The sequence below is a fragment of the Streptomyces sp. NBC_01750 genome (assembly GCF_035918095.1).
Taxonomy (GTDB): domain Bacteria; phylum Actinomycetota; class Actinomycetes; order Streptomycetales; family Streptomycetaceae; genus Streptomyces.
Genome location: NZ_CP109137.1, coordinates 525,298 through 543,891, shown reverse-complemented (window position 1 = coordinate 543,891; position 18,594 = coordinate 525,298). Strand labels below are relative to the sequence as shown.

The 18,594-nt window shown below is 67.6% G+C and carries 19 protein-coding genes and 4 pseudogenes; 8 read left to right on the top strand and 15 right to left on the bottom strand.

Going from position 1 to position 18,594, the window contains the following annotated elements; all coding sequences use genetic code 11:
* Window positions 1-5: 5 nt before the first annotated feature.
* The 4 genes from OG966_RS02475 (at window position 6) to OG966_RS02455 (ending at window position 3,063) form a co-directional block, all read left to right on the top strand.
* Window positions 6-590 carry a DinB family protein gene (locus OG966_RS02475; protein WP_089014494.1) on the top strand — a complete coding sequence of 195 codons (585 nt, stop codon included), beginning with the start codon at window positions 6-8 and terminating at the stop codon, window positions 588-590.
* Window positions 591-623: 33 nt separating this feature from the next.
* Window positions 624-1,070 (top strand): transposase, encoded by a 447-nt coding sequence (locus tag OG966_RS40700; RefSeq protein WP_442806657.1) that lies wholly within the window; start codon window positions 624-626, stop codon window positions 1,068-1,070.
* A gap of 379 nt (window positions 1,071-1,449) precedes the next feature.
* Window positions 1,450-1,917, top strand: a complete 468-nt coding sequence (locus tag OG966_RS02460) for a hypothetical protein (RefSeq protein WP_326647646.1) — start codon at window positions 1,450-1,452, stop codon at window positions 1,915-1,917.
* Between the two features lie 1,002 nt (window positions 1,918-2,919).
* Entirely contained in the window at window positions 2,920-3,063 is a 144-nt protein-coding gene (locus OG966_RS02455) for a hypothetical protein (protein ID WP_326647645.1), read from the top strand.
* A gap of 427 nt (window positions 3,064-3,490) precedes the next feature.
* Here the strand turns inward: OG966_RS02455 and OG966_RS02450 are convergent, their stop codons facing one another.
* The 7 genes from OG966_RS02450 to OG966_RS02425 all read right to left on the bottom strand — a co-directional run bounded on the left by OG966_RS02450 (window position 3,491) and on the right by OG966_RS02425 (window position 10,387).
* A complete protein-coding gene (locus tag OG966_RS02450; protein ID WP_326647644.1) occupies window positions 3,491-4,228 on the bottom strand; it encodes a lasso peptide biosynthesis B2 protein in 738 nt (245 codons plus the stop codon).
* 40 nt (window positions 4,229-4,268) lie between these two features.
* The gene (locus OG966_RS02445) at window positions 4,269-6,125 is read right to left on the bottom strand and encodes an albusnodin/ikarugamycin family macrolactam cyclase (RefSeq protein ID WP_326647643.1); all 1,857 of its coding nucleotides are present in this window, start codon (window positions 6,123-6,125) and stop codon (window positions 4,269-4,271) included.
* A 33-nt stretch (window positions 6,126-6,158) separates the two neighbouring features.
* Entirely contained in the window at window positions 6,159-6,362 is a 204-nt protein-coding gene (locus OG966_RS40695; protein ID WP_351460557.1) for a lasso RiPP family leader peptide-containing protein, read from the bottom strand.
* A gap of 359 nt (window positions 6,363-6,721) precedes the next feature.
* Window positions 6,722-7,717, bottom strand: coding sequence for an ROK family protein (locus OG966_RS02440; protein ID WP_326647642.1), 996 nt, complete (start codon window positions 7,715-7,717; stop codon window positions 6,722-6,724).
* A 793-nt stretch (window positions 7,718-8,510) separates the two neighbouring features.
* Window positions 8,511-9,350 carry an alpha/beta fold hydrolase gene (locus OG966_RS02435; protein ID WP_326647641.1) on the bottom strand — a complete coding sequence of 280 codons (840 nt, stop codon included), beginning with the start codon at window positions 9,348-9,350 and terminating at the stop codon, window positions 8,511-8,513.
* Window positions 9,351-9,426: 76 nt separating this feature from the next.
* Window positions 9,427-9,606: a hypothetical protein gene (locus tag OG966_RS02430; RefSeq protein ID WP_326647639.1), complete on the bottom strand. Its 180-nt coding sequence runs from the start codon at window positions 9,604-9,606 to the stop codon at window positions 9,427-9,429.
* Window positions 9,607-9,817: 211 nt separating this feature from the next.
* Entirely contained in the window at window positions 9,818-10,387 is a 570-nt protein-coding gene (locus OG966_RS02425; protein WP_326647638.1) for a TetR/AcrR family transcriptional regulator, read from the bottom strand.
* 112 nt (window positions 10,388-10,499) lie between these two features.
* Between OG966_RS02425 and OG966_RS02420 the strand changes: the two are divergent.
* Window positions 10,500-11,276, top strand: a pseudogene (locus tag OG966_RS02420) (MFS transporter); the annotation flags it as partial.
* A 300-nt stretch (window positions 11,277-11,576) separates the two neighbouring features.
* Here OG966_RS02420 and OG966_RS40690 read toward each other — a convergent pair.
* Both OG966_RS40690 and OG966_RS02410 read right to left on the bottom strand, forming a co-directional pair.
* Window positions 11,577-11,777, bottom strand: a pseudogene (locus OG966_RS40690) (Tn3 family transposase); the annotation flags it as partial.
* A 57-nt stretch (window positions 11,778-11,834) separates the two neighbouring features.
* Entirely contained in the window at window positions 11,835-12,143 is a 309-nt protein-coding gene (locus tag OG966_RS02410; protein WP_326647636.1) for an ArsR/SmtB family transcription factor, read from the bottom strand.
* Between the two features lie 85 nt (window positions 12,144-12,228).
* On the opposite strand from OG966_RS02410, the gene OG966_RS02405 reads away from it, so the two are divergent.
* Both OG966_RS02405 and OG966_RS02400 read left to right on the top strand, forming a co-directional pair.
* Window positions 12,229-12,579, top strand: a complete 351-nt coding sequence (locus OG966_RS02405) for a hypothetical protein (RefSeq protein WP_326647635.1) — start codon at window positions 12,229-12,231, stop codon at window positions 12,577-12,579.
* Between the two features lie 59 nt (window positions 12,580-12,638).
* Window positions 12,639-12,773 (top strand): annotated as a pseudogene (locus OG966_RS02400) (IS5/IS1182 family transposase); the annotation flags it as partial.
* A 287-nt stretch (window positions 12,774-13,060) separates the two neighbouring features.
* On the opposite strand, the gene OG966_RS02395 reads toward OG966_RS02400, so the two are convergent.
* The 4 genes from OG966_RS02395 to OG966_RS02380 form a co-directional block, all read right to left on the bottom strand.
* Window positions 13,061-13,624, bottom strand: a complete 564-nt coding sequence (locus OG966_RS02395; RefSeq protein WP_326647634.1) for an AMIN-like domain-containing (lipo)protein — start codon at window positions 13,622-13,624, stop codon at window positions 13,061-13,063.
* A 605-nt stretch (window positions 13,625-14,229) separates the two neighbouring features.
* Window positions 14,230-14,601, bottom strand: a complete 372-nt coding sequence (locus OG966_RS02390) for a peptidase inhibitor family I36 protein (RefSeq protein WP_326647633.1) — start codon at window positions 14,599-14,601, stop codon at window positions 14,230-14,232.
* On the bottom strand, window positions 14,598-15,134 hold the full coding sequence (locus OG966_RS02385) for a hypothetical protein (protein ID WP_326647632.1): 537 nt from the start codon (window positions 15,132-15,134) through the stop codon (window positions 14,598-14,600). The genes OG966_RS02390 and OG966_RS02385 overlap by 4 nt, the downstream gene beginning before the upstream one ends.
* Before the next feature lie 7 nt (window positions 15,135-15,141).
* On the bottom strand, window positions 15,142-15,522 hold the full coding sequence (locus tag OG966_RS02380) for a hypothetical protein (RefSeq protein WP_326647630.1): 381 nt from the start codon (window positions 15,520-15,522) through the stop codon (window positions 15,142-15,144).
* Window positions 15,523-15,852: 330 nt separating this feature from the next.
* Between OG966_RS02380 and OG966_RS02375 the strand changes: the two genes are divergently transcribed.
* Window positions 15,853-17,001 (top strand): serine hydrolase domain-containing protein, encoded by a 1,149-nt coding sequence (locus tag OG966_RS02375; RefSeq protein WP_326647629.1) that lies wholly within the window; start codon window positions 15,853-15,855, stop codon window positions 16,999-17,001.
* Window positions 17,002-17,265: 264 nt separating this feature from the next.
* Here OG966_RS02375 and OG966_RS40685 read toward each other — a convergent pair.
* Together OG966_RS40685 and OG966_RS02370 are read right to left on the bottom strand one after the other, a co-directional pair.
* Window positions 17,266-17,631, bottom strand: a pseudogene (locus tag OG966_RS40685) (hypothetical protein); the annotation flags it as partial.
* Between the two features lie 110 nt (window positions 17,632-17,741).
* A complete protein-coding gene (locus OG966_RS02370) occupies window positions 17,742-18,437 on the bottom strand; it encodes an SDR family NAD(P)-dependent oxidoreductase (RefSeq protein WP_326647628.1) in 696 nt (231 codons plus the stop codon).
* Between the last annotated feature and the right edge of the window lie 157 nt (window positions 18,438-18,594).

Genomic DNA, 18,594 nt, shown 5'->3' with positions numbered 1-18,594 from the left:
GCTGCATGATCGATGAATTCGCGAAAGACAACCTGCACGGGAGACTGCGGCGGGACCGCAAGGCGCTGCTCTGGAAACTCGACGGCTTGTCCGAATACGACGCCCGCCGACCTTTGACAGCGACCGGGACCAACCTCCTCGGCCTGGTCAAACACGTGGCCACCGTCGAGGCCAGGTACTTCGGCGAGGTCTTCGACCGCCCTTCCCCGGAACCACTGCCCCGGTGGCAGGACTCCAACGGCAGCGATCTGTGGGCGACCGAGGACGAGACCCGCGATCAGATCATCGGGTTCTACCGGCGCACGTGGGAACACTCGGACGCGACGATCAACGAGCTTCCCCTCGACGCCCCCGGCCACGTGCCGTGGTGGCCGGAGCCTTATGCCGACACGAACCTGTTCGCCATCATGGTCCATGTCCTCGGCGAGTCCATCCGGCATGCCGGGCACGCCGATATCCTGCGCGAGGGCCTCGACGGCCGGACCGGGTTGCGCGCCGAACACGAGAAGCAGATCGACGAGGAAGCCCGTGCAGCCTACTGCGCGAAGATCGAGCAGGCCGCCAGGTCGGCCGCACCAATCAAGGCTTAGAGGTTGTCTCACGTGACTTGATGTTCGTGCGGCATGATGCCGGTCGTGGGTGCTGATCCATCGAAGCGTCTGGTTCCTGATGAACTCTGGGAGCCGGCCGCCCCGTTGCCGCCGTCGTTCGCTGCTCGTCCGCAAGGTGGTGGGACCGCTCCGTGTGACGAGCGGGCCGTGTTCACGGCAGTGGTGTACGCGCTGACCAGCGGCTGTGCCTGGCGGCATCTGCCGCCGACGTTGGGCACGTCGCCCACCACCGCGCATCGCCGCTTCACGGTATGGACCGAGGCCGGCCTGTGGCGTCGGCTGCACCGGGCGGTGCTGGACGAACTCGGGGCCCGGGGCGACTACGAAACCCTCCCCGCCCGCTCCGAAGCCATGATCCACCTGGCCATGACCGAACTCATGGCCCGCCGTCTCACCGGCGAGAACACCATCTCCTGGCGCAACCCGACACCACTGGATGAAAGCCCCACTCCGGGATGAAACAACGGGAGAAAACGACCTCTGACGGCGGCGCAGGGATGGGCGCTGCGCGGCAGCAGCCCGCGCGCGGGCGCCTGCAAGGCTGGCCTACGCGACGTCGTCGCCGACCTCCGTCGGCATCGAATCGGCTGGAAGGCGACATCCTCGAGCCAGTTCCGATCTGTGTTCGAGGTCCTGATGGAACACCCATGCTGACGCTCCGTTGAGCTGTCTGGCATGTCAACTCGAAGATCCAGTAGCCGCGTTGAGGATCCATTGCCGCCAATGACCGGCCCTGGGCTCCTTCCACGGGACCGTAGGGCTCAGCCGCCCCGCCACAGACACAGCGATCCGACTCGAAGAGGCCACGCGGTGGCAGGGCTGTTCCTATGCTGCGGCAATGGACTGGACAGGTGTGGTCGCGGTGGCGTTGGGCGGGGCGATCGGCGTGGGCAGCACCCTGGCCACGGACCGGGTCCGCTGGCGCAGGGACAGCGTGGCCCAGGACCGAGAAACGCTGCGGTCGGTATACGTCCAGTACTTAGAGGCATTGGCCCAGGCACGGGATGTCATATCCCATGCGAGCCGTGAGGTGCACCGGTCGGCGGAGGAGCGGGCGCAGATGGCCTGGACGGTCACTCGGGACCACGGGGTTTATGCAAGGCAGTACGCGCTCGAACTGATTGCACCCATCGAGGTCGTGGAGAGAACCAAGGGTGTCGCTGACAGGCTCGTTACCTACCGAGACGCGGTCGTGCAGGGCGAGACGTGGAGTGATGCCGGCTGTACGGAGGCACGACGTGCGCTGCGGGAGGCCCGGCACGCTTTGATGGACGCCATGCGCACCACCCTCGCCCGGCCGCATTAAGGGCACGCGACAAGCGGTGGATCAAGCCGCTCTCTGCGGGGCCTCCGGGCTGATCCACCAAGGCGCGGCCGGGTCGTGTTCCGGTGGGCCGGAGAAGCATCCCTCACCCTCGTCCTGGACGTACGGCTACCACCGGCCGGCTTTGGCACCGGCCTTCGTTTGCAGCATTCCCGACAGCGCAGGGGATTCCCGACACGCAGGGCGCAGGCCGCTCTGGCTCGCGGAACCCCTGAAGGCAGCGCAGTTGCCCTGAGCTGAGAAACCGAACCGGCACCGGGTAACTACGAACAACCCGGCCAGGCAGTGGGGTTGCCGCCGAGGCGCTTGGCAGCAGCAGATCCTCAGGGCCGGTGAGGTCGGACGCGATGAGCCGCGGTGATCCGCGGTACATTCAGGTCGGCTCTTCCCGGGCCGCGGGGTCCCGGCGAGGTTCGCACGCCGAAGGTGCCGGCACCGGTGTCCCGCGAACAGCAGCGCGCCGACGGCGGTGACCATGATCGCCACGCGCTGGGCGATGAGTTTTTTTCGGTAGCTCCGGTGTGCCGCCGGCCGCCGATTCGCTCTCCTTGCCGACTGGTGGGCCCGCGTCGGCGTTCGATCCGACGCCGGTGGCGTTCGTCGGCGGCCCGGGGTGTGCGGAAACGGTGCCGAGGTCGTCCCGGGTTCCCCAGGACGGCAGTGCGGCGGGGCGTTTGCCCGCCCCATCGGTTCCGCACTCCGTCCTTTCTTCGATTTACGCCCCCTGATTCGGCTTCGGGGGCGGATTATGGACGAATTGCAGATGACTCGGCTGCCATATATTTTTTCCGCTCCGGGTGTGCGATGGGGGTGCGGTAGAGGGGCTTGTCAGGGGAAGAAATGCAGAAGAAACTGTTAACGGGACGTTGCTTTCCGATCTCCGCCTAACCGGCTTGAGAATCGGCTCACAATCACCTGCAAACGTCCGCACCGGAGCTTACCCCGGTGCCTGTGCCGGCCCTCACCCCCGAAGGGAGGTTCTCAGTGAACGTGAAAGCCCGCATGACGATCCAGGGCGCCATGAACCTGACCTGGATGCGCGTCCAGGTGATCGTCGTCGTCCTCGTGTTTGTCCTGCTGTGTGTCAACGATGGCCTTGCGCCCCTGGCCGCAGTGCTGACCAGGTAGTTCCAAGAATCACGGGGGGTCGTCCGTAGCAGCGGGCGGCCCCCTTTGAGCTGCGTGGACGCGGGTCTGACACGTACCACGTACCGCGTGAGATCACTCTTGCCGTGTGATCGAACCGGCAACCTCTGGTCTTTTGTTTACTCGGTAAGCATAGCGACTCATCTTGCCTCAAGAGAACCCATGCGGCGGAGATTTTTGTGAAACCGATCGGTAGGAACGGCTCGGACGGTTGAGGTTGGAGAATTTGAAGGAACCTTGCACATCTCTCGTTTTCGATCTCCGTGGGAGCGCTTGCACGATCGACTTCGGATCGCGATGGAAGTATGGCGGATAAATTGAATTCTGGTGGGCGCCTCAGTGCGGGACGGCCTTCATTATGAAGCCGATAGGTCATTACGGCGGCAGGCCGGTGGGGAATGTACACGGCTCAGAGCACCAGCACCCGTTGGAAATGGACCCGGTCGTCGTCCTCGGGACGTGTCACGGTCTTGCCCAGCACCTCCACCCAGGCATGGAATCGGTAAGGATCACCGGCACTGCCGAGACACCAATCGGCTGTGAGCCCTGCCAGGGCGAGGCCGAGCACAGTGCCCAGCGAGTCCTCCAGGCAGGCGACTCGCCCCGGGTAGCGGTTACCGGCTCGGCGGACGGCTGCGAGCATCACCTCGGCCTGGTGCATCGTGGCCGGTCGACGGCCCCGGCGCTGCTTGAGCACGTCGACGGTATGCACGGAGACGCGGAAGGGGAGCCGTAGCAGACACAGTGCGAGGAGCAGTCCGAGCAACCCAGCCGCGCTTGACCGCCGGACGGTGCCGGCTGGCTTGGCGAAGACCGGCTCCCCACTTGTGCTCTTGGCGGCTTCGAGCCGCAGGTCCGGGCCGGCCGGGGCGAGTTCTCCGCACGGGTTCACCAGGCCGCGCTCGACCAGATCGCCGGCCACCCTTTCGGCGTCGAGCCGCACGCGGTCGTAGCGCACACGGGGGAAGCGGTCAGCCACCGTTCGCACGGCGAAGTCGAAATCACCGGTGCGGTGCCACTCCTCCCAGAGCGTGCGAGCGGTGCCGTTCATCGCGTACCACTGACCGGACCGGGTGTTGAAGAGCACCGTCCCCCCGTGGGAGGTGTCGCCGAGATGGACATGCTTGGGGATCTGGAAACCGGTCATGAGGTGCCTTTTCTACGGCGGGTCGGCAGGTCGGCGGGTGTCAGTGCCATGGTGCGCTTCGCAGCCACAACTCGACGCCGAGAAGCCGGTTCAGCGCCGGAAAGGGGGCGCGCAGCCCCATCAGCGCGCGGTTCAGTGAGGCCGCGACCGCGTCCGGATCAATGACACCGAAGCCGGCCAGGTGCGAGGTGTCGAGGACTTCGCGCAGCGCTGTGGAGGCGAGGCGGATGCCCTGATAGTCCTCATCCGAGTAGTCACCCTTGGTCCGGCGGGTCAGTACGGGGGTGGGGACTGCGCCCGACAGCGCTGCGCCGAGCAGTGGTTTGAAGAGGGGGGGATCAGCGCGCAGGTGTGCGGGCAGCCGCAAACACGCCCGGATGACGTCATTGTCGAGGAACGGGGCCTGTGGCCAGATCCCGAAATCCGCCGCAATGTGGTCGAGTTGACGTTGCGCGGAGGCCGAGGTGCGCAACTCGTGCCGTGTCGTGTGCAGGTCCGGCTGCGTACTCAAGGGCTCGGCATCGCTCGAGATTCGCGAGCGGGCCAGTTGCGAGAGCTCCCGCCGTGAAGAGTTGGTGAGCCAGGTGACCTCCGGGCCTGGGGCGAGCCACCAGCTCACCGTGTCCAGCCAATGAGGGTCGGGTGCTTCCGGCCGCTCCAGAAGGTTCGCGGTACGGCGTAGTGCTGTCGCCAGCGGTGTGCGCGCCAGGCGGACCGCGCTGCCCATGACTTTGAGAGGCGATGCATGGCGCGACCGTGCGAGAACGTGGCTGTGCCGACCGAGCGTACGCAAGCCGCCGGGCCGCGCAAGGCCGGCCAGGTAGGAGGGCGGTGCCGAGAGGAGCGCGTCGCCGCCCTCGCCGCCGAGGTGGACGTCTCCGCCGTGCTGTGCAATGCGCTGAAGGCGCAGCCGAGTGCGAGCCGTCCCCACCGCCGCGGGGTCGGGTTCGCCGTTGCGCCCCGCGCCTTCCATCCCCTGGTAGGGCAAGGTACCGGGGGTGCCGGTGACCACCTCCAGACGAAGCCGTTCATCGAGCCGCGCGTACCGGCGTGCGTAGTCCAGGTCGTCACACGCCACCCCCGCCCGGTGGTAGGTGAACACGGGTAAGGGTTCTGTTCCACGGTCGAGCGCCAGAAAGGCGAGCGAAGTGGAATCCAGGCCGCCGCTGAAATCGGCCGTGAGCGTCCCGGCGCGGGCAGCACGCCGCCCCACTGACTCAACGAGTGCCCCTCTCAGCGCCTCGGCCCTCTCTGCGAGAGAAGCGTCCGCGTCGGGCAGGAGCGTCTCGTACTCCCACTGGGTGCACTTGCCCTCCGCGGTGATCCGAAGGGCCTGGCCTGCGCCGAGCTGCTCGACACCGGCCACCACCGATCTGTTTCCGGGCAGCAGGGGTACACCAGGACAGAAGACCTGCGCCGCAAGGACCTGAAGGTCCGGCCGGCATCCGCCGCCGGCTGCGCCGGCGACTGTCGTCGGCCGTGAGCCGATCCAGGTGCGACCGGGGCGGCGACGGAAGTACAGCGGGTACTGCCCGGCCAGATCTGCGAAGGCCGTGAGGTCGCCCGGGCGCACCACAAGACACAGGTAGCTGCCGGTCCACCGGGTCAGGGAAGCCAGCCGGTCCGTGGCGAGCGCACGCTGAGCGTCTTGTCTGAACTCCCGCTCCTCGGCGAGACACTGACCCACCGTGATGACAGAGCCTTCAGCGCACTGGAAGCTGCGCAGTTCACCTTCCCTCCACCGGCCCACGGCGCGCAGAGCCGAGCCGAGAGGGGACACGAGGTCCGCTTCCCCCGTGACCAGGGTGGGCGAGCCGGGCAGGGGCGGGAAGACGCCGGTGAACTCCGGATGGCACCGCCGGTCAATGCCGTTGTCAGCGGCGTTGGGAGCGCTCATTCGACCTCCCGTGAGGAGGAGCAATCACCCAGCTCACCAGTAATAGTGAGAGTTGGCGTCGGCGTTCCCGCTACTGGAGCTTCCGAGGGTCACCTCCCGCACATGACCGAGATCCACCACCGCCGGTGGATCGTAGGCGTCGCGATGGCGGTCAGCTGCGTCGAGGCCCGCAGGGGCAGAAGCATCGGAAACGGACGGTCGGGGCGACCGGTTGGCGTGTTTTCTCAAGAAAGGCATATACCCACCCGGAGTCGGTCCTAAAGGCACAGGTAATCGCATCCACCGAACATGATTGGTCAGCGTCAGGTATTCGACTTTAGCCGCCAACGAGGCTGTGGGGCCCCAGGACGCCATATATCGGCCGCTCACAATGACAGGAGGCGGCAGCGGCTGTCTACGTGGGTCAGCCGCTGGTTGACGCGCCGAGGAGCGGCCGGCACGCGTGTACTTTCAGGCGCCTGTGCCAAATTGCAGCTCTGCGCGGACAATCGGAGCTTCCACGGTTCAGGTCGCCGAAAAATGCCCCGGAGAATGGATAGCAACCTTCATGCCCGACTGTCGAACCCGCGCTCGGCGCTGCGTGAGGGGCCTTTCGCTCATTCCCTGTCCGGTTCCTGGGTGTCGTCCGTCCTGCGGAGGGAGGTCAGACCCAGTACCAGGGCCCCCTGTGCCTCGGACAGTTGGTTCATCGAACTCGGCTTGAGGGTGAACCCGCTCTGGGCGCCCACCGCGCCCCGCAGGGCGTAGCGCGTCAGAGACTCCCGGCACGGGTCAAGGATCATGCCTTGGGCGACGCCGAGCTGTCCGCCCACGACGATCAAGTCGGGATTCAGCAGGTTGCACACCTGCGCGAGGGCCTGGCCGAGGACACGTCCGGCATCGCGCACGACGCGCTCGCATACGACGTCCCCCGCCTGGGCTTTTTCGATCAGGGAGGCGAGCGAATGCGGCACATCCACCGCGCTTCCTGACAACGCGTCGCGAGCCTGGCGGACGAGAGCGTCCGCGCCAATCATCGTCTCCAGGCATCCCCGCCCGCCGCAGCGGCAGACCGCGCCGTCCGGGTCGAGCACAAGATGGCCGATTTCCCCCGCCATTCCACGCCCGCGAATCGGATTGTTGCTGATGACCAGGCCGGCGCCGACACCGGTGGAGCCCTTGATGTAGACCACGATCTCGGTATGACCGTCCGTCGCGTATATCTGCTCCGCCAGCGCGCCGAGGTTGGCGTCATTGTCGAGCGCGCCCGGTACGCCCAGCCAATCACCCAGGTCCCGCGACGGGTCGTCACCCTCGCTCCAGGGAGGCAGAACGGGGCTGGCGAACTTGCCGGACCTGGGGTCCACCATCCGTGGCACGGCCACACCGAGGGATATCACGTCTTCGAGTCGCAGGCCCGTCTTGCCGACGGCATCGCGGATTGCTTGCTTGAGGACTGGTATGACCTCGCCCATGCCCCTGTTGGCGCCGCTCCCGACGTGCTCGCTCTGCGTCTCGGCAACGGGGCGATCAACACGTCGGGCGACGACCGTTGCCTGGTTGAACCCCAGGTGGACGCCGACTGCAACATGGCGTGTCGCCGGCAGGCACACCGTTGTCCTGCGTCCGGCGGGGGAGGTCTGCCCGTTTCGGCCGTTGGGCACAACTCCGGCCGTGTGTAACTCCCGGACGATGTTCGACACGGTGGACTGGGCGAGTCCGGTACGCCGGGCCAGACTGGCCTGAGTATCTCCCTTGATCATGATGGAGAGTAGAACATGCTTGTGATTGATGGCTCGCGTTCCCCGCGCTGGACCCAGACGGTCATGCAACTGAAGCATTGGTCCCCCGCAATTCAGTGATTCAGTCTCCCGACGTTAGCACGGTGATCTTCAATTTGAATGTGAGTCGGCTTCAAAGGATAAGAGCAAGGCGTGGTCTGCATTCTCTGGTGCGCCTGAGTCGGTTGAGCATCGAGGAACGTCAGCCACTTCTATGTGCTACAGGTCCCGGCTGTTTCTCTTTGGATCACCCGAGTGCTTCCGGGGTGCGGCATTTCCCCCGGGGAGGCCGCGTCCACGGATCCTTCAGGAGCTCCTTGTCCCGTCGCAGCGCACCCTGGCCGCCGCTCCGGCCAGGGCGCGAGAACGTATCGGTCTCCAGTCCTGTCCGGTGTGTCGCGACCGGGGGGGAGCCAGGGCGCGGTGACAGTAATGGCGCCGAGAGCGATCTTGCCCTGTGTTCTCGGCCGATGGCCGCGGGCAGCATCTGCATACGCCAGGAGGATCCGGTCGGCCGGAGCGGGAAATGACGGCGCATCAGTGGCCCGAGGATCCGCAGCCGATCGGTAGGCGGCGGGGGAGCGGTGCAACTCCCACATGTGGTGCCGGACGACCGAGCGGTCGGCTACCGCAGGAACGCCGCGGTGGTCGCCACGAACCGGTCGGGATCGTCGAGCCAGGGGAAGTGTCCGGCTCCGGACTGCATGACGAGTTCGGCGTTCCGGAACAGCTCGGTGAACTCGGCGGTCGCGCGAGGAGGGGAATTGAGATCGACCTCCCCGGCGAGCAGGAGCACGGGCCCGCCGAACCGTGCGAGGGCCGCGCGGGTGGCGTCCGGGTCGAAAGCGCCTTCGGCGCCGAACTCCGTGGCCGCCTCCTTGTTCTTCTGCCCGTCCTCAGCAGCCTGATGGGCTTGGGCCCTGGCGTCCCAGCGGCCGTAGAAGAACGGCGCGATGGCCTGCCAGCAGTCGTCCGTGGCCTTGCCGGAAGTGATCGCTTCCAAGGCCGCGAACGCCGCGGGGAACCACGGCTCGTCCTGGCGGAGCTGCGCAGTCTCGCGCCGGAGGCCCGCAGTGATCGCGATCCCGACGGCCATGACACTCGGCGTGATCAGGGCGAGCTTGCTGACATATTCCGGGTGGCGGTCCGCATACAGCGCCGCCAGATTCGCGCCTGCGGAATGCGCGAGCAGGTCCATCCTCTCCAGGTCAAGATGCTCGCGCAGGGCGTCCACGTCATCGACAAGGTGGTCGCAACGGTAGGAGGCGGTGTCCTCCGGTATCGCGGACCGGCCGGTGCCCCGGAGATCCAGCATGACCAACTGCCGGTGCGCGGAAAGGCCGCCGAGGTCGCCGAGGTACACGGAGTCCTGCATCGGTCCCCCCGGCAGGCAGATCAGAGGAGGGCCGTCTCCGAACACGCGGTATGCAAGCTGGGTTCCGTCATGCGCGGAGAAGGTGGGCATGGCCCAGGACCCTGTCAGCGGCGTTCAGGCAGAGCAACTGGGTTTCCACCTACAGCCGGGAGACCCCGGCTTGGCATTACGGCCCCCCGCGGTAGCCTCGCACCGCCTGGGTCTTTTCGTGTTCGGCAAGGGCCCGGTAGACACTGGCGACGCTGGGGCTCTGTCCCTTGCGTTTGCCGGTGGGGATGATCAGGTCAGGCTGGATCTGCTCGACGGACTCGCCGCCCGCGCGGCGCCGCAGCACGGTGTGCAGCAAGTCGTCGGTGATGACCTGGGGCCCGCCGCCGTGCTTGCCCTTGCGGGCCGCGGCGTCGAGCCCTTCGGGCGTGGACCCGCGGATGTTCTCCCGCTCGGTCTCCGCCGTCGCGGCAAGAACGCGAACAGCAGCCCGCCGTGCCCGCTCGGGTCGTACATCCCCTGGAGCGGTCCGGCGAGCATCTCCAGCACCAGGTGTGGTGCTGCTCCGGTCAGTGCACCAGGGGAAGGAAGACCGTGTCGACGATCTCTTCGAGGACGTGGTCGGGCACAGAGGCGAAGGTCACGAGGATTTCGTGGCGCAGCAGGTCGAAGGGGAGGGACTTGATGCGCTCGGTGAGGAGTTCTGGTTTGATCTCGCCGCGGTCGACGGCGCGGTCGAAGAGCGCGTCGAGAGCTTCCTTGCGCCCCGTCGCAAGGGGGTCGCGCAGGTCACGAGAGCTTCTTCCGGTCTCCTGGTAGTGGCCGGCGAGGTACACGCTCATGACGGTGATGAGCTGGACACGGGTGGCGTTGATCTCCCGCATGAGGGTGAGGATGTCCTCCCGCAGGCTTCCCGTATCGGGAATGTCGAGGCGGTACTCCTTCAGGATGTGGACGATGGTCGCCCGGAGGAGCTCGTCGCGGTCGGACCAGCGGCGGTAGAGCACGGGAGGGCTGGTGCCCGCGCGCTTGACGACGGCGTCCATGGTGAACCTGGCGTAGCCGTTGTCTGTGAGTTCTTCCCAGGCCGCATCGAGGAGCGCCTTCTCCAGTGCCGCTCCGCGGCGTCGCTCGGGCATCCGTAACTCCCTTGGATAGATTTGCCTATCTTATTCCGGAGCCCTACTGTGGCAGCCGTAAGATAGGACTCTATATCTTAGGTGGCTGCTCGTGAGCACTCCCAACCGGACCGTCGAGGGCGGCGCGGGCTTCGCCGGCGCCAAGGTCCTCATCCCGCTGATCGGCGGACTCGCCCTGGTCGGCGGCTTCACCGCCCGGGCGCTGACCCGCACCACCGGCGCCCTGGTCAACCTGAGGCTCTTCCGCCACCGCGCGGTGGCCTCCTCCTCCGCCCTGCTCTTCCTGGGCGGCATCACCCTGTACGGGGCGATGATGCTGCTGCCCCTGTACTTTCAGCAGGTCCGCGGCGAGGACGCCCTCGGCGCCGGACTGCTGCTCATCCCGCAGGGCGTCGGCGCGCTCCTCGCACGCACCCTGGCAGGCAAGTACACCGACCGCATCGGCCCCCGCTGGGTCGCCTTCGCCGCCTTCGCCTTCGTCGCCGCAGCCACCGTGCCGTTCGCTTTCGTCACCGCCGACACCAGCAAGGTCCTGCTCATAGCCGCACTGCTCGTCCGCGGCATCGGCTTGGGCGCCGCCATGATCGCGCTCAGCGGCGCCGCCTTCGTCGGCCTGGAACACAAGGAGATCCCCGACGCCAGCATCATCACCCGCGTCGCCCAGCAGATCGGCGGCTCGGTGGGTATCGCCGTCCTCGCCGTCATCCTCCAGCACACCGCCGGCGACGCCCACACCCCGGACGCCCTGGCCGACGGCTTCGACGACGCCTTCTGGTGGTCGGTGGCCTTCACCGCCGTCGCCGTCCCGCTGTGCCTGCTCCTGCCCGGCCGCCCCAAGCCACTGGCCCCCGCCGACAAGGCCGAGGACGAAGCTGCCGTCGAGGTCTAGTTCCTCCATCCTGCCTGTGTGCCGCTGCCGTCGGCGCACAGGCAGGCTGATCGCCTCCACGAGGAAGGCGTCAACCTGCCGTTGGCTGACCGGCGTGGGGCGGAGAACCTGGCCGTTCCACCTGGTCAGGCCGCCTGGCCGTAGCCGTCCGCGCCTGGCGGGTCGCAGCGCCGCGGCCCGAAATCGACATCCAGGTGTGGGTTCGTACGGTCCGGGCTCAAGGCCGAGTTCGTGGGTGGGGTACTCGCCAAAGCGGCGGATTTGCTCGGTCAGATACGGCGAGATGTGGGCCAGGCCCTCGGGGTCGATGACGCGGCCCTCCTCCTGGAGCTGGCTGACGATCTCGGCGATGTCCAGGGCGTTGTGGAAGGTCACCGCGTTCGTGAGCAGCGCGTTGAATTTCGCGGTCCTCTCCTGCTCGACGGGGTCGTGGTCGGTGATGACGCCGCCGTTGCCGAAGCCGATCCACTGGGAGAAGCCGTTGAACGCCTCGACCTTCACGCGGACTCGGTGTGATCAGCGGTGTCGGGGTCAGGTGGGCCCGGCCGGATCAGGGGTTTACGAAGGATCGGGTGAATCGAGTACTGCGCTGAGCAGGCGGGGGAAGCGGGCGTCGAGGTCATCCCGGCGCAAGGTCACCAGGCGGGTCTTCCCGCTGATGTGCGTGGACGTGATGCCCGCCTCGCGCAGGATGCGCCAGTGGTTCGACAGCGTCGAGCGCGGAACAGTCATCCCCTCTGGGCTGCAGGTGGTTTCGCCGTCCGCTGCCAGGCGCCGCAGCAGCTCCAGCCGCACAGGGTCGCCGAGGGCGTGCAGCACGGTCGCCAGATCGAAGTCTTCGGGCTTGGGCTGGGGCAGTGCGCGCATCCGCTTCCTCCTCCTCGGGATCTGTGCCTAGTATGGCAAACGATTCAATAGTTCGGGAATATCGAATTGATCTTGGAGGGGTGGCATGAAGGCGCTGGCCACGCTGGCTCGGCTGTATGTGGATGACCTGGACCGCGCGCTGCCGGCCCTGCGCGACCTGACAGGCCAGGAGAGCGGGAGGCGATTCGCCCACGGCGACGTGGAGGTGGCGAGTATCGGCGGCTTCCTGCTGGTCGCGGGCACTGACGAGGCCCTCGCCCCGTTCCGGGACGTCCAGAGCACCGTGCTCGTAGACGACTTGGACGGGGTGCAGGCACTCCTGGACACGCGTGGCGGAGAGATCCTCTCAGGCCCCAACCAGGTGCCGACCGGCCGCAACGCCATCGTGCGACACCCCGGCGGAGTCGTCGTCGAGTACGTCGAGCACACTGCCTAGCCCTGGCCCGGCCCAACGTTGCGTCAATCGATTGGGCCACCGAGGGCAGTAGAACGCCCCGACGCTCCCCGGTCGACCGGAGCAAGCAGGGCCTGAAGCGCTCCGCGGCTTCCGATGTGACCGGAGTGCCGCTCGGGATCGTCTCCCACGGCGCCAACCGACACGACTCACCGCTGCTCGGGCCCACTCTGGAGCCGGGCCGGGGCGGTGATCGCACCCGCCGAGGTCGCGCTCTACCGGGTCCTTGTGGGTCAAGCGCGCCTTCGTCGCAGTCGAGGGCGGTACGAGCGACCGCCCCAGGTTCCTTCCGGCCCTGCCGCTCGGCACCATCGCCGACGGGGCGCTGTAGCGAAGGCAGTGGGCGGGCTGCCTGCCGGCCCCAGCCCGGCAGCCCGCCGCCCCTCGCACGCTCAGCCGGTGCGGGACGCGCGGGTGCGCGACCCGACATGGCGTCAGACGGGAGATTCCTGGCTGTTGTCGGCTACCACGTGTGTGCGACGTCAACGATCAGCTTGTCGCCGGACTGGAGCACCCGGAACGGCAGCTTTGCGCGAACACCCAGGCCGATCTGGGTCTGTCCCTCGAAGCTCGCTCCGAACCGGGTGTCCTTGAATGTTTTGTACCCGGTGATCTTTACCCCCGGCAGCGGCTGTCCCGCCTTCCCCGGGTAGGTCTGCTCGCCGGTCGCGGGGGCGTAGCTGGGTGCGGAGACGAAGATCTGGAGGATGGCGCCACCACTGACCGGGATGAGCTCGCCGGAGCCGTCCTGGTGGAACTCGTCGACATATCCGACGTGATACCCGAGTTTGCCTGTCGGGCCGGTGGTGTCGAAGACCATCCGGTCGTAACAGGTGTCCTGGCCGGTCCTTATGTTCTTCAGAGTCTTGTAGTCCGACTCCGTGACCGACTTGTTGCCGCTGCCCCATACGGTCGAGCAGGCGGCAGCGATGTGCGCCGGGCCGGTCGCGGCGCCGGCCAGGCCGGCCGCGCCCATGAGTGTGATGCCCGCCAGGGCGAGCGCTGCGGCCATCGTCAGCCGTCGCATGAACTACCTCCGAACAGAGTTGGATACAGATACATGCGGGAGGAGAGCTGGGCTGAGGTCATCGTTGCCCGTTGGTCGTCCTTTTGCCGAGGGCTGGGCACATTTGACGTGAACTGGCGGCTGTTGTGGCCGGCTTCTCAAAAGGTGTCCGCACACTCGTTGAAGGCCGGGGTTGTGAAGACGTGACGGTCTTCTCGATCTCGAGTGGCGGATCTTCAACAAACGAAGGCATTTGACGATCGAAGACCTGGAGAGAGTGCGGGAGGCATCGGCCTGCCGACGGGTGCCTCACAGGGAAGAGGTGACGGCTGCCGGCTGTCCACCCCACTGTCGACGCCGCAATCGCCGTGCAGGCCCCACACGGCACCTCCGCGTGAAGAGCGGAAGTGGCCATGCTCCGTGACCGCCGCCGGATGCTGACGGGTAGGCAGGGCGCTCGTCCCGGCGCCGCTGACCGCCGGTCAGCGCCGTCAGAGTCGCTGCCAGTTCTGGTCGGCGGCGGGGTCTGGTGTCGGAACTGGTCGGCGACGCCACCCGATACGTAGACAAGGAGCCGACGTGCGAGGGTGCCGCCCAACTACCCGGCGGCACCCGAAGTATCGGCCTCAGCAGCCGACGGACCAGGTGTGGGAGCCGCCCTGGTCGTTCGCGCCCGAGTCGTAGCCGACCTCCTGCCCGGGAGCCAGGCAGAGGGTTACCCGTCCCAGCAGCTCGCGGCCTTGGTACACCTTGACGTGGTCGGGGACATTCGGCCCGGAGATGCCGTGGTTCGCCCACGAGGAGTCGTGCTTGAACATGTCGCCCTCCCACCAGTGGTCGTCGCCGCCGTGCTCGATCTTCAGACCCTCGAAGTTCGCGTCCGTCCAGACGCAGAAGTAGCCGCTGCGGCAGGGCGCCGCCTGGGCGCTGGCCGAGGTGCCCAGAACGGCGCCGGCGGAAATCAGGGTGGCCGCGAGGAGAACGGTGAAGGGTTTCATGGTGGTGGGTCTCCCTTGGGTGGGTGGTTGTCGAACAGGGCTGTGGATCCGGCGAGGGCGTGTGCGCGCAGCCGCTGCCAGTCGGCGATCTCGGCGCGGTGCCGGACGCGGACCTCGGCGAGGCTGCGGTGGGTGTGGGCGGCTTCGGGCTTGAGGTTGTTGACGATCACGGACGCCCGGAACCAGCGGCGCTGATCGCCGTAGAGCCGCCGCTGAGCTGCGGCCAGGCAGCCATCGGTGTGTGCCCGCACGATGTAGCCGGTGGGCAGGGCGATGGACAGCTCTGCCCGGCCCCCGCCGAAGAGCGCGGCGGTGACCCGCTGTTGATCGAGGGCCGGCGGCGGGCTCTGCGCGGGGCGCGGCGGGGTGAGGCCCTGGCGGATGAGGCAGGCGTCGGTGAGGCGTTGGGTGGCGGCCTTGATCACCTCGTCCGGGGCGGGGCGGGGAGCCGGGGCCGTGCAGCCCGTCAGAAGGCAGCCCGTCAGGAGCAGGGGGGCAGCCAGCAGCCCGGCGACCCGTGTACGAAGTCGCATCTGCGGATCAGCCCTGCTCACACCCCATGGTGGAGTCACTCACGCCATCGAACTTCGTCGCCCAGGCAGTCCAGTTGTTGTCATAGTCGTCCGGGCGGATCTCCCGGTAGAGGCAGCTGCCGCCGGGTTGGTAGCTGATTGCGTAAACGCTGACGGAGGCATGGGAGTCGAATGAATAGGCGTGCCGCTTGACCCGGGGGTCGGCCTCGCTGTAGCCGGGCGGGGTATAGGCCCAGGCTCCTCCCGAACCCATCTGGTTGGGCTCGGGCCAGAAGTACACCTGTCCCGGTGGCACGGCGTCGGCGTCCGGCGCGGCCTGGGCGGCGGGCACCAGAGCAGCGGCAAGGACAGTGGCGAACGCAGCGGAGACGGTGATGAGTTGGCGCATGCGGGCGGCCCCCCCGAGAGGTGTGATCGATCTGAGCACGGTCACACTCCCCATCATTTACGCAGCTATGCGCCATACCACCCGTAAGGGTGACTAACCCCTGTTCGGCGGATCACGGTCCGAGCCACGGGCGGATTGCGGCGACGGCGACGGTTCCCAGGCTGGCGGTGGTTTCGGCGGGACGAGTGGTTCAGGCGCCGTTGTTGTGCCGGCTCTGTTCACCCCGGGAGTCATGGGGACGGCTGAACGTGGATTCGACGGCACCGGCCCGATGATTCTGTGGCGCGGCGGGAGTCCAGTTTCTGATCGCACACTTGAGAGGATGAACCCATGGCCGGTTTGCGCGACACTCTGGAGAAGCACGTCAGGACGGGGTCGGTGCCAGGAGCGGTGGGCCTGGTGGCCCGCGGCGACCGGGTCGAGGTGGAGGCCGTGGGAGCTGTCGACGTCGAGGGCACGGCCCCGATGGCCAGGGATTCGATCTTCCGCATCGCGTCGATCACCAAACCCGTCGTTGCCGCCGCCGTCATGATGCTGGTCGAGGACGGCCGGATCGCGCTGGATGACCCGGTGGGGCAGTGGCTGCCGGAGCTGGCGTCACCCAGCGTCGTCCGGACGCCGGCCGCGCCGGTGGACGACGTGGTCCCGGCGGTCCGGCCGATCACCGTGTTCCATCTGCTCAGCTCCCGCGCCGGGTACGGCTTCCCGTCCGACTTCTCGCTGCCGGCGGTCGCGCCGCTGTTCAGCGAGCTGAAGCAGGGACCTCCGCAGCCGCAGACCGTCCCCGCGCCGGACGAGTGGATGGCGGCGCTGTCCCGCATTCCGCTGCTGCACCAGCCTGGCGAGGGCTGGCTGTACAACATCAGCTCCGACCTTCAGGGCGTGCTGATCGCCAGGGTCACGGGACGACCGCTGCCCGAGTTCCTGGCCGAGCGGCTGTTCGAGCCGCTCGGGATGGCCGACACCGCATTCGCGGTACCTGCCGACAAGCTCCACCGGTTCACCGGCTACTACCGGACCGATCCCGAGGGCAGTCTCGAGCTGGTCGACGCCGCCGATGGGCAGTGGAGCAGCCCGCCGGCGTTCCCGTCCGGCGCCGGCGGTCTGGTCTCGACCGCCGACGACTGGCTCGCCTTCGGCCGGATGCTCCTCGCCGAAGGGACGGTCGGCGGTCGTCGGCTGCTCACGCCCGAGTCGGTGCGGCAGATGACCACCAATCACCTGACCCCGTCCGAGCGTGAGTCCGGCGGGCTGTTCCTGGAAGGGATGGGCTGGGGTCTCGGCGGCGCGGTCGATGTCGAGGCCGTCGAACCGTGGAGCGTGCCGGGACGCTACGGCTGGGTCGGCGGCACCGGAACAACAGCACACATCACACCGTCCACCGGCGCGGTCACCATCATGCTCAGCCAGCTCCAGATGGGCGGGCCCAGCTTCCCTGAGCTGATGCGGGACTTCTGGCGGTACGCGGCCGGCGCCTGAGGAGGGCGTGGTGCCGGGAGCAGTCGCCGAATCGGTCCGGGGCGGGCGTGCCAGGCCTGCTCGGCCGGCTGCCCGCCTTCGTCCTGCCGCACTTCTCCCGCTCGGTGGCAGCCGGCAGCCGGCAGCCCGAGGATCGCGATCCGGGACCACGGCCTGGTCGAACACCCCGCGCCCGTCCCCGTCGGGGCCCGGCCCGAGACCGCGGAGTTGCGCCGTGGTGGCTCCTGTCTGCCGGTGCACTTCGCGGATGGTGGCGGCCAGCGCCCGGCGCATGTACAGCCGCCAGAACGGTGCGATCAGGAGCCTGACGGGCAGGGTCCGCAACCGTTTGGGCCGTAAGGCGTAGGTCCACTCGATGCGGGTTCCTGCGTCGTCTTCGCGGGTGAGGTCCCACGAGCCGACCGCCCCGTGGACGAAGCGGCCCAGGATGTTGGTGAAGCCGCTGACCTCGTAGGCGAAGGAGTCCGGCGGGGAGCAGGCGGTGATCCGCTCGAAGGCGGTGGTGCCGTCGGACAGGACGGGCTCGCGGCTGGCACCCACGTGATCCCACGGCCCGCTCTGCTCCCGGACCTCGGTGACGCCGGGCAGCGGACCGAAGCCTGTGAAGATCAGCGGCAGTGCGACGTCCATCACCAGGGGAAAGACCGTTTGTCGGGTGGGGGGAGGCGGTTGCCTGCACCGTCACTGCCACCAGGCGTGGTGCCATGATTTTCTTCTTCCTCCGTGGTGTGGGCCTGGGGTTACCAGACAACCGGGCCGGTCCTGTCGAAGAAGCCGCCGGTCGGGCCGTCGGCGCCGATGACAGCCATCCGGACGATGATGTCCGCGCCCTCTTCGACGGTATTGGTGCCCCGGTGGCCGTTGAGGTCGGTGGCGGTGTAGCCGGGGTCGACGGCGTTGAACTTGATGGCGGGATACGCCTTGGCGTACTGCGAGGTGATCATGATCAGGGCGGTCTTGGAGGAGTTGTAGTCCAGCGCCCTCACATGGAACTCGACGCGGTTGGGGTCGGCCGTCGCCGCCAGCGAGCCCAGGCCGCTGCTGACATTGACGACGACCGGGGCCCCGCCGGCCTGCAGAAGGGGCAGGAAGGCGTGCGTGACACGCACGACGCCGAAGACATTGGTGTCGTAGGTGGTCTGCATGTCGGACCCGGTTACTTCGCCGACCGGCTTGCCCGCGCCGACGATCCCGGCGTTGTTGACGAGGACGTCGAGATGGCCGGCGTCCTCGCGGACGAATTCGACGGCGGCCTTGATCGAGTCCTCGTCGGTGACATCGATCTGGACAGAGCGGGCACCGAGAATGGCGGCGGCCTCCCGACCGCGCCGGGCATCGCGTGCCCCGACGTAGACGGTGTGTCCGGCCTCGATCAAGCGACGGGCCGTCTCGAAGCCAAGGCCCTTGTTCGCTCCGGTGATCAGCGTGGTGGTCATGCGTTCGCTCCGGTGATTCGGCGGGTGGGTGATGCCTCCACCCTCGTCGTAGCGCGGACGAACAGGCAGTACCCGCCGTTGCCTATGGACTGGCAGTACCAGGCTGTACGGGCGCGGCGGCCGGATACTAGGGGTGTGAGCGAATCCAACGAACTGG

Excerpts from the sequence above, each read along its gene's own strand:
- OG966_RS02405 (WP_326647635.1), top strand. The coding sequence starts at position 12,229 with ATGAAGGCGCTGGCCACGCTGGCTCGGCTGTATGTGGATGACCTGGAC.
- OG966_RS02460 (WP_326647646.1), top strand. The coding sequence starts at position 1,450 with ATGGACTGGACAGGTGTGGTCGCGGTGGCGTTGGGCGGGGCGATCGGC.
- OG966_RS40700 (WP_442806657.1), top strand. The coding sequence starts at position 624 with ATGATGCCGGTCGTGGGTGCTGATCCATCGAAGCGTCTGGTTCCTGAT.
- OG966_RS02445 (WP_326647643.1), bottom strand. The coding sequence starts at position 6,125 with ATGAGCGCTCCCAACGCCGCTGACAACGGCATTGACCGGCGGTGCCAT.
- OG966_RS02375 (WP_326647629.1), top strand. The coding sequence starts at position 15,853 with ATGGCCGGTTTGCGCGACACTCTGGAGAAGCACGTCAGGACGGGGTCG.
- OG966_RS40695 (WP_351460557.1), bottom strand. The coding sequence starts at position 6,362 with ATGCCTTTCTTGAGAAAACACGCCAACCGGTCGCCCCGACCGTCCGTT.
- OG966_RS02380 (WP_326647630.1), bottom strand. The coding sequence starts at position 15,522 with ATGCGCCAACTCATCACCGTCTCCGCTGCGTTCGCCACTGTCCTTGCC.
- OG966_RS02395 (WP_326647634.1), bottom strand. The coding sequence starts at position 13,624 with ATGCGACGGCTGACGATGGCCGCAGCGCTCGCCCTGGCGGGCATCACA.
- OG966_RS02435 (WP_326647641.1), bottom strand. The coding sequence starts at position 9,350 with ATGCCCACCTTCTCCGCGCATGACGGAACCCAGCTTGCATACCGCGTG.
- OG966_RS02475 (WP_089014494.1), top strand. The coding sequence starts at position 6 with ATGATCGATGAATTCGCGAAAGACAACCTGCACGGGAGACTGCGGCGG.
- OG966_RS02390 (WP_326647633.1), bottom strand. The coding sequence starts at position 14,601 with ATGAAACCCTTCACCGTTCTCCTCGCGGCCACCCTGATTTCCGCCGGC.
- OG966_RS02410 (WP_326647636.1), bottom strand. The coding sequence starts at position 12,143 with ATGCGCGCACTGCCCCAGCCCAAGCCCGAAGACTTCGATCTGGCGACC.
- OG966_RS02425 (WP_326647638.1), bottom strand. The coding sequence starts at position 10,387 with ATGCCCGAGCGACGCCGCGGAGCGGCACTGGAGAAGGCGCTCCTCGAT.
- OG966_RS02370 (WP_326647628.1), bottom strand. The coding sequence starts at position 18,437 with ATGACCACCACGCTGATCACCGGAGCGAACAAGGGCCTTGGCTTCGAG.
- OG966_RS02450 (WP_326647644.1), bottom strand. The coding sequence starts at position 4,228 with ATGACCGGTTTCCAGATCCCCAAGCATGTCCATCTCGGCGACACCTCC.
- OG966_RS02385 (WP_326647632.1), bottom strand. The coding sequence starts at position 15,134 with ATGCGACTTCGTACACGGGTCGCCGGGCTGCTGGCTGCCCCCCTGCTC.